The organism is [Mycobacterium] fortunisiensis (assembly GCF_019050325.1).
In the GTDB taxonomy this organism is placed as follows: domain Bacteria; phylum Actinomycetota; class Actinomycetes; order Mycobacteriales; family Mycobacteriaceae; genus Mycobacterium; species Mycobacterium fortunisiensis.
Genome location: NZ_VOMB01000023.1, coordinates 372835 through 382371 on the forward strand (window position 1 = coordinate 372835; position 9537 = coordinate 382371).

A 9537-nucleotide genomic window follows, 5' to 3' on the forward strand; every position below is an offset into this window, starting at 1 on the left:
GTACCGGCTAACCTACCGGTTGGTTGGTCGTTTCAGCGTTGACGGGAGTACGCGTGCCATCTGGAACAGTCCGAATCGGCAACTGTTCGGGCTTCTACGGCGACCGGTTGTCGGCGATGCACGACATGCTCACCGGCGGCGAGCTGGACTACCTGACCGGCGATTACCTGGCCGAGCTCACCATGCTCATCCTGGCCCGCGACCGGGCCAAGGATCCCGAGCGCGGTTACGCCAAGACCTTCCTGCGCCAGCTGGAGGAATCGCTCGGCCTGGCCCTGGAGCAGGGTGTGAAGATCGTGGCCAACGCCGGCGGGTTGAACCCGGCCGGGCTGGCCGCCGCGGTGCGCGCCCTGGCCGAGCGCCTGGGCCTCGATGTCAACGTCGCCCACGTCGAGGGGGACGATCTGGTGGGGCGGGCATCCGAACTCGGGCTCGGCACTCCCCTCGCTTCCAACGCCTACCTGGGCGCGTGGGGCATCGTCGACTGCCTGAATTCCGGCGCCGACGTCGTCGTCACCGGCCGGGTCACGGATGCGTCGGTGATCGTCGGGCCCGCAGCCGCCCACTTCGGTTGGAAAGCCACCGACTACGACGCGCTGGCCGGGGCGGTGGCCGCCGGGCACGTGATCGAGTGCGGCACCCAGGCCACCGGCGGCAACTATTCCTTCTTCGCCGAGATTCCAGATCTGAGCCGCCCGGGCTTTCCGATCGCCGAGATCGCCGCCGACGGTTCCGCGGTGATCACCAAACCTGCCGGCACCGGCGGGCAGGTCAGCGTCGGCACCGTCACCGCACAGCTGCTCTACGAGATCACCGGGGCCCGGTACGCCAATCCCGATGTGACACTGCGGGTGGACTCGTTGCAGTTGAGCTCCGACGGGCCCGATCGCGTGCGCATCTCGGGCGTACGCGGCGAGGCACCGCCACCCACGCTCAAGGTGTCGTGCAACAGCATCGGCGGGTTCCGCAATGCCGCCACGTTCGTGCTGACCGGCCTGGACATCGAGGCCAAGGCCGAGCTGGTGCGCAGCCAGCTGGAGGCGGGCCTGAAAGTCCGCCCGGCCGAACTGGATTGGACCCTGGCCCGCACCGACCACCCCGACGCCGACACCGAGGAGACCGCCAGCGCGCTGCTGCACTGCGTGGTGCGCGATCCGGATCCGGCCATCGTGGGACGCCAGTTCTCGGCGGCCGGCGTCGAACTCGCGCTGGCCAGCTATCCGGGCTTCACCACCACCGCACCGCCCGGCGACGGGCAGGTGTACGGCGTGTTCACGCCCGGCTACGTCGATGCCGCCGAGGTGCCGCACATCGCGGTGCACGCCGACGGCACCCGCGTCGGCATTGCGCCGGCGGACGAAACCCTGGAGCTGGCAACGGTTTCCGAGCCGGATCTGCCCGAGCCGCTGCCGGCCGGGCCGGTGCGTCGCGCAGCGCTCGGCACCATCGCCGGCGCCCGCAGCGGCGACAAGGGCGGCTCGGCCAATGTCGGCGTCTGGGTGCGTGACGACGAGCAGTGGCGCTGGCTGGCCCACACCCTGACCGTCGAGCGGCTTCGTGAATTGTTGCCCGAGACGGCCGATCTGCCGGTCACCCGGCATGTGCTGCCGAACCTGCGGGCACTGAACTTCGTGATCGAAGGCATTCTCGGCCAGGGCGTGGCCTACCAGGCCCGGTTCGATCCACAGGCCAAGGGGCTGGGCGAATGGTTGCGCAGCCGTCACCTCGACATCCCGGAGGAATTCCTTTCGTGAGTATCTGGACCACCCCTGAGCGCGACTCGTTACGAAAGACGGTGCGGGCCTTCGCCGAACGCGAAGTGCTCCCCAACGTCGACGAATGGGAGCGCACCGGCGAACTCCCCCGCGAGCTGCACCGCAAGGCCGCCGCCGCGGGTCTGCTCGGTGCGGGCTTCCCGGAATCGGTCGGCGGTGGTGGCGGCGACGGTGCCGACTCGCTGATCATCTGCGAGGAGATGCACTACGCAGGCTGCCCCGGCGGGGTGTTCGCCTCGTTGTTCACCTGCGGGATCGCGGTGCCGCACATGATCGCCTCGGGTGATGAGCGGCTGATCGAGACGTACGTGAAGCCCACGCTGCACGGGGAGAAGATCGGGTCGCTGGCCATCACCGAACCCGGCGGCGGCTCCGACGTCGGCCATCTCACCACCCGCGCGGTTCGAGACGGGGATTACTACATCCTCAACGGCGCCAAGACCTACATCACCTCGGGGGTGCGGGCCGATTACGTCGTCACGGCCGCCCGTACCGGCGGCCCAGGCGCGGGTGGGGTCTCGCTGATCGTGGTTGACAAGGGCACGCCGGGCTTCGAGGTGAGCCGCAAACTCGACAAGATGGGTTGGCGCTCAAGCGATACCGCCGAGCTGTCCTACACCGATGCGCGGGTGCCGGCGGCCAACCTGGTGGGTACGGAGAATTCGGGCTTCCTGCAGATCGCCGCGGCGTTTGTCTCCGAGCGGGTCGGTTTGGCGGCCCAGGCCTACGCCAGTGCGCAGCGCTGCCTGGATCTGACCGTGCAGTGGTGCCGCGACCGCGAGACGTTCGGCAGGCCGCTGATCTCCCGACAGTCGGTGCAGAACACGCTGGCCGAGATGGCCCGTCGCATCGATGTGGCCCGGGTGTACACCCGCAACGTCGTCGAGCGGCAACTCTCTGAGGGCCAGGCGGGCGGCCCAAACTTGATCGCCGAGGTGTGCTTCGCCAAGAACACCGCGGTGGAATCCGGCGAGTGGGTGGCGAATGCGGCCGTGCAGTTGTTCGGCGGGATGGGCTACATGGCCGAGTCCGAGGTCGAGCGGCAGTACCGGGACATGCGCATCCTCGGCATCGGCGGCGGCACCACCGAGATCCTGACCTCGCTGGCCGCAAAGACATTGGGGTTCCAGTCATGACCACTCTTAAATCCACCCTGGATGCCGGCTCCCCCGCGTTCGCCGAAGCCGCCGACGTGATGACGGCCAAGCTCGCCGAGCTCGACGCCGAGCACGCCAAGGCACTGGCCGGCGGCGGGCCGAAGTATGTGGACCGCCATCACGGTCGCGGCAAGCTCACCGCGCGTGAGCGGGTCGAGCTGCTGCTGGATCCCGACGCCCCCTTCCTGGAGCTCAGCCCGCTGGCCGCCTGGGGCAGTGATTTCACGGTGGGCGCCAGCGTCGTCTGCGGCATCGGTGCGGTCGAAGGGGTCGAGTGCCTGATCGTCGCGAACGATCCCACGGTCAAGGGTGGCACCAGCAATCCGTGGACGCTCAAGAAGATCCTGCGCGCCAACCAGATTGCGATGGAGAACCGGCTTCCGGTGATCTCGCTGGTGGAGTCCGGTGGCGCCGATCTGCCGACGCAGAAAGAGATCTTTATCCCGGGCGGGCAGATGTTCCGCGACCTGACCCGGCTGTCGGCGGCGGGTATCCCGACGATCGCGCTGGTGTTCGGCAACTCGACGGCCGGCGGCGCGTATGTGCCGGGCATGTCCGATCACGTGGTGATGATCAAGGAACGCTCGAAGGTGTTCCTGGCCGGGCCGCCGCTGGTGAAGATGGCCACCGGCGAGGAGTCCGACGACGAGTCCCTGGGCGGGGCCGAGATGCACGCCCGCACATCGGGTCTGGGTGACTACCTGGCCAACGACGAGCTCGACGCCATCCGGATCGGCCGTCGCATCGTGGCCCGGCTGAACTGGCGCAAGCAGGGACCGACGCCCGCGCCGGTGGTGGAGCCGCTGTTCGACCCCGACGAGCTCATCGGCATCGTGCCGGCCGATCTGCGGATCCCGTTCGACCCGCGCGACGTGATCGCCCGCATCGTCGACGGTTCGGATTTCGACGAGTTCAAACCGCTGTACGGGTCGTCGCTGGTGACGGGGTGGGCCACGCTGTACGGCTACCCGGTCGGGATCCTGGCGAACGCCCGCGGGGTGCTGTTCAGCGAGGAATCGCAGAAGGCCACCCAGTTCATCCAGCTGGCCAACCGGTCCGACACCCCACTTCTGTTCCTGCACAACACCACCGGCTACATGGTGGGTAAGCAGTACGAAGAGGGCGGCATGATCAAGCACGGTTCGATGATGATCAACGCGGTGTCGAACTCGACGGTGCCGCACATCTCGCTGCTGATCGGGGCGTCCTACGGCGCCGGCCACTACGGCATGTGCGGCCGCGCCTACGATCCCCGCTTCCTGTTCGCCTGGCCGTCGTCGAAGTCGGCGGTGATGGGCGGTACCCAGCTGGCCGGGGTGCTCTCGATCGTCAGCCGGGCGGCCGCCGAGGCCCGCGGGCAGCAGGTCGACGAGGCCGCCGACGCCGCGCTGCGGGCGGCCGTCGAGGCTCAGATCGAGGCCGAGTCGCTGCCGATGTTCCTGTCCGGCCGGCTGTACGACGACGGGGTGATCGATCCCCGCGACACCCGAACGGTGCTGGGAATGTGCTTGTCTGCCATCGCGAATGGCCCGATCGAGGGGACGTCGAACTTCGGCGTCTTCAGGATGTGAGCGGCTCGATGATCACTAGAGTTCTGGTCGCCAACCGTGGCGAGATCGCCCGCCGGGTCTTCGAGACCTGCCGGCGCCTGGGTATCGGCACCGTTGCGGTGTACACCGATCCTGACGCCGGGTCGCCGCACGTCGCCGAGGCCGATGCCCGGGTGCGCCTCGACGGCACGAGCGGCTATCTCGATTCCGCGCAGATCATCAACGCCGCCCAGGCCGCCGGGGCCGACGCGATCCACCCCGGCTATGGATTCCTTTCGGAGAACCCTGATTTCGCGGCCGCGGTGCTCGCTGCCGGGTTGACCTGGATCGGCCCGCCCGTCAACGCCGTGCAGGCGATGGGCCCCAAGATCGAGGCCAAGAAGATGATGGCCGCTGCCGGGGTGCCGGTGCTGACCGAGCTCGACCCGTCCACGGTGACGGCCGATCAGCTGCCGGTGCTGGTGAAGGCCTCGGCCGGTGGTGGCGGCCGCGGTATGCGGGTGGTGCGTGAGCTGTCCGAGTTGGCAGACGAAGTTGCTGCCGCTCAGCGTGAGGCGCAGTCGGCGTTCGGTGATCCGACGGTGTTCTGTGAGCGCTACCTGGCCGCCGGTCATCACGTCGAGGTGCAGGTGCTGGCCGATGAGCACGGCACGGTGTGGGCGGTCGGCGAGCGCGAGTGCTCGATCCAGCGTCGGCACCAGAAGGTCATCGAGGAGGCCCCGTCGCCGCTGGTGGAGCGCACCCCGGGGATGCGGGAGAAGTTGTTCGACGCGGCCCGCCTGGCTGCCGAGGCCATCGGTTATACCGGTGCGGGGACCGTGGAGTTCATGGCGGACGAGCAGGGTCACTTCTTCTTCCTGGAGATGAATACCCGTCTGCAGGTGGAGCATCCGGTGACCGAGGCGACCACCGGGCTCGATCTGGTCGAGTTGCAGATCCTGGTCGCCGATGGTGGCCGGCTCGAACCCGAGCCGCCGGCCGCACGTGGTTCGGCCATCGAGGTCCGCCTGTACGCCGAGGACCCGGCCAAGAACTGGCAGCCGCAGGCCGGCACGGTGCACAAGTTCGAGGTCCCCGAGCAGGTCCGCGTCGACACCGGCATCGAGGACGGCTCGGTGGTGTCGATCTTCTACGACCCCATGCTGGCCAAGGTCATCTCGTACGCGCCCACCCGGCGCCAGGCCGCCACCGTGCTCGCTGCTTCCCTGGCCCGCACCAAGATCCACGGCCTGCGCACCAACCGCGATCTGCTGGTGAACGTGCTGCGCCATCCGGCGTTCCTCGACGGGGCCACCGACACCGCGTTCTTCGACACCCACGGCCTCGATGTGCTGGCCACGCCGCTGGCCGATGCGGGCGCGGTGACGCTCTCGGCGATCGCCGCAGCACTGGCCGACTCCGTCCACAACCGGTCCACCGCACGCGCTTTCGCGCCCGCCCCCAGCGGTTGGCGCAACCTGGCGTCGGGGTATCAGTCGCGTAGCTACCGTGACGCCGCGGGCGACGACGTCGCAGTGCGCTACCGTTTCAGCCGCGCCGGGGTCGAGTTACCCGACGACGACGGGGTTTCGGTCGTGTCGGCAACGCCGCAACGGGTGGTGCTCTCGGTGAACGGCGTCGAGCGTGCATTCGACGTGGCGGTCTACGACGACCAGGTGTTCGTCGACTCCCCGCTGGGCCCGGTGCAGTTCACCGCGCTGCCAAGGTTCCCCGATCCGGATTCGGCGGTGGCACACGGTTCGCTGCTGGCTCCCATGCCCGGATCGGTCGTCCGCGTCGGCGCTGCCGTCGGTGACACCGTCACCGCCGGCCAACCACTGATCTGGCTGGAAGCCATGAAGATGGAGCACACCATCGCCGCACCCGAAGACGGGGTGTTGGCCGAACTCAATGTCGCCGCGGGCCAACAGGTCGAGGTCGGCGCCGTACTTGCCCGCGTGGAAACACCTGAAGGAGAACAGTGATGAGCTTCATCGAGACCGAGGAACAGAAGGCACTGCGCCAGGCGGTGGCCGCGATGGCCGCCAATTACGGCCAGGACTACTACCTGGAGAAGGCCCGCGCCGGCGAGCACACCACCGAATTGTGGAACGAGGCAGGCAAACTCGGCTTCATCGGGGTGAACCTGCCCGAGGAGTACGGCGGCGGCGGCGCCGGCATGTACGAGCTGTCGCTGGTGATGGAGGAGATGGCGTCCTCGGGTGCGGCGCTGCTGATGATGGTGGTCTCCCCCGCCATCAACGGGACGATCATCTCGAAGTTCGGCACCGAGGAGCAGAAGAAGCGCTGGATCCCCGGCATCGCCGACGGGTCGATCACGATGGCCTTCGCCATCACCGAGCCCGACGCCGGGTCCAACAGCCACCGCATCACCACCACGGCCCGTAAAGATGGCAGCGACTGGGTTCTCAAGGGCCAGAAGACCTTCATCTCCGGTATCGACCAGGCGCAGGCGGTGCTCGTCGTCGGCCGCACGGAGGATCACAAGACCGGCAACCTCAAGCCGGCGCTGTTCGTGATCCCCACCGACACCCCGGGACTGCACTGGACCAAGATCGAGATGGAGATCATCAGCCCGGAAAGCCAGTTCCAGGTGTTCCTCGACGACGTGCGGCTGCCGGCCGATGCACTCGTGGGTTCGGAGGATGCCGCGATCGCGCAGCTGTTCGCCGGGTTGAACCCTGAGCGGATCATGGGTGCGGCGTCGGCGGTCGGCATGGGTCGGTTCGCGATCAACAAGGCCGTCGATTACGTCAAGACCCGTCAGGTCTGGAAGGTGCCGATCGGCTCGCACCAGGGCCTGTCACATCCGCTGGCGCAGAACCACATCGAGATCGAGCTGGCCAAGCTGATGATGCAGAAGGCCGCCACGCTGTACGACTCGGGCGACGACTTCGGTGCCGCCGAATCGGCCAACATGGCCAAGTATGCCGCCGGCGAGGCTTCGGTGCGGGCGGTGGATCAGGCCGTGCAGTCGTTGGGCGGCAACGGTTTGACCAAGGAGTACGGTATCGCCGCCGCGGTCAACGCGTCGAAGTTGGCCCGCATCGCACCGGTGAGCCGGGAGATGATCCTGAACTTCGTCGCGCAGACGTCCCTCGGCCTGCCTCGCTCCTACTGACAGGGGCTTGCTGATGTCCGAGCTCGTTCACTACCGCGTCGAGGGCCACGTCGCGCACGTCACCCTCGACTCCCCACACAACCGCAACGCACTGTCCACGGCCCTGGTGACCCAGTTGCACCAGGGCCTGGACGACGCGGCCGCCGACCCCCGGGTGCGGGTGGTGGTGCTCGGGCACACCGGTGGAACCTTCTGTGCGGGAGCTGATCTCTCTGAAGCTGCCGGGCAGGATCCCGGGGATATCGCGGTGGATCGGGCCCGGGAGATGACCAAGACGCTGCGGGCGATCCTGGAGCTGCCGGTGCCGGTGATCGGCGCGATCGACGGACATGTCCGGGCCGGCGGTATGGGCCTGATCGGTGCGTGCGACATCGTCGTCGCGGGGCCGCAGAGCTCTTTCGCCTTGACCGAGGCGCGCATCGGTGTTGCGCCGTCGATCATTTCGCTGACCTTGCTGCCGAAGATGTCGCCGCGAGCGGCCGGCCGCTACTTCGTCACCGGGGAGCGCTTCGGCGCCGAGGAGGCAGCGGCAATCGGACTGATCACCATGGCCGCCGACGACGTGCCGGCGGCGGTGGAGGCGCTGACGGCCGAGATCGCCAAGGGGTCACCGCAGGGGCTGGCCACGTCGAAGGCCCTGACCACGGCGTCGATCCTGCGGGGGTTCGATGCGCTCGCCGAGGATCTCACCCGCCAGTCGGCGCAGCTGTTCGTCTCCGATGAGGCACGCGAGGGCATGATGGCGTTTCTGCAGAAGCGCCCGCCGAGCTGGATGAGCTGACAGCCGAAGCGACGCCATCGGCCGGTGGCAGGATCACGGACTGCGCAGGTCAACCGGGGTGTGCGGGTCATCCGGTAATTGCCAGTGACAACACACGCAGCAGCGTGGCTGTCGGATCAGCGGCCGCGGTTCTACCGTTTTTTGTGCGGACGTTATCTGCCGTGCGGTTACCTCTCGAAAGGCCCGGATCATGGCCGAGGATCAGAACAAAGCGATGGCACGACGCGTATGGGAGCTATTCGTTTCCGGCGACCTCAACGAGCTCGATGATCTCGTCGCCGAGGACGCTGCCTTCCATGACACCCAGGATCCGTTCGGGGATCAGCGCGGCCCCGGACACATGAAGAGCCTGTTCGAGATGTACCGGAAATCGTTCTCCAACATGAAGTTCGACGTCAAGAAGCAGATCGCCGAAGGCGACCACGTCTGCACCTTGCTCGAAGCCCAGGGCGACAACACCGGCGAGATCATGGGGCATGCAGCCACCGGTAAGCATTGCCGGATCAACCTGACCGATACCACGCGATTCGCCGACGGCAAGATCGCCGAGAACTGGGTCACCTGGGACACTCTCGGCATGCTGCAACAGCTCGGCCTGATCCCCGCGGGAGCGCAACAGACGACGCCTGCGTGATAGCAGGACAGCTCAGGAGTGCGCGGCCCCAACCACCTCCACGCCTGAAGTCCAGTTCGCTATTCCGCGCCGTACCGCGGCGCAATTGGTGTCGCCATAATCAGGCGGCGCGGTCCCTTCAAGCCCGTTTATCCGCACAGAGTACAGCGATGCCGAATTGGCGGTGATCGACAAAGAACCGCTTGGAGACGTCTTTAATTCAAGCGCAAATCCTGAAATCTATCGGTGGGGATCGAGCAGTTCAGCACATTCCTGCACGCGGTCGATCACATCGTCGAAGGTCGGCGGATTGGTCCCGTAGTAGAGCGTGTCCATCGCCCTGTCGTGTTCAGTTCGCAGGCCTGACGCGAATTCACCGGCTCGGTCGAAGGCCGCCGACGCGACGAACCCTCCGTCTGGGACTGGGTGGTCGGGGGCGAAGTGCTCGGATATTTCGAACACGCTCGACTGACCGCGCTCACTGAAATTCCCCACTGACGCTCATCGAAATTCCCCATCCGTGTGGCTCCGCCGAGAAGG

The 9537-nt window shown here is 67.3% G+C and carries 7 protein-coding genes; all 7 read left to right on the plus strand.

The annotated features are described in order from the left end of the window. The first annotated feature begins 53 nt into the window (after positions 1–53). The 7 genes from FR943_RS22195 to FR943_RS22225 all read left to right on the plus strand — a co-directional run bounded on the left by FR943_RS22195 (position 54) and on the right by FR943_RS22225 (position 9018). Positions 54–1754, plus strand: a complete 1701-nt coding sequence (locus tag FR943_RS22195) for an acyclic terpene utilization AtuA family protein (RefSeq protein WP_217160406.1) — start codon at positions 54–56, stop codon at positions 1752–1754. Then, positions 1751–2911, plus strand: coding sequence for an acyl-CoA dehydrogenase family protein (locus tag FR943_RS22200; protein ID WP_217160407.1), 1161 nt, complete (start codon positions 1751–1753; stop codon positions 2909–2911). The genes FR943_RS22195 and FR943_RS22200 overlap by 4 nt, the downstream gene beginning before the upstream one ends. Then, positions 2908–4503, plus strand: a complete 1596-nt coding sequence (locus FR943_RS22205; protein ID WP_217160408.1) for an acyl-CoA carboxylase subunit beta — start codon at positions 2908–2910, stop codon at positions 4501–4503. Before FR943_RS22200 ends, FR943_RS22205 begins: the two co-directional genes overlap by 4 nt. A gap of 8 nt (positions 4504–4511) precedes the next feature. Then, a complete protein-coding gene (locus FR943_RS22210) occupies positions 4512–6446 on the plus strand; it encodes an ATP-binding protein (protein WP_217160409.1) in 1935 nt (644 codons plus the stop codon). Continuing rightward, entirely contained in the window at positions 6446–7603 is a 1158-nt protein-coding gene (locus FR943_RS22215) for an acyl-CoA dehydrogenase family protein (RefSeq protein ID WP_217160410.1), read from the plus strand. Before FR943_RS22210 ends, FR943_RS22215 begins: the two co-directional genes overlap by 1 nt. A 13-nt stretch (positions 7604–7616) precedes the next feature. Further along, on the plus strand, positions 7617–8384 hold the full coding sequence (locus FR943_RS22220) for an enoyl-CoA hydratase family protein (RefSeq protein ID WP_217160411.1): 768 nt from the start codon (positions 7617–7619) through the stop codon (positions 8382–8384). A gap of 214 nt (positions 8385–8598) precedes the next feature. Beyond that, on the plus strand, positions 8599–9018 hold the full coding sequence (locus tag FR943_RS22225) for an ester cyclase (protein ID WP_217160412.1): 420 nt from the start codon (positions 8599–8601) through the stop codon (positions 9016–9018). Positions 9019–9537 lie beyond the last annotated feature (519 nt).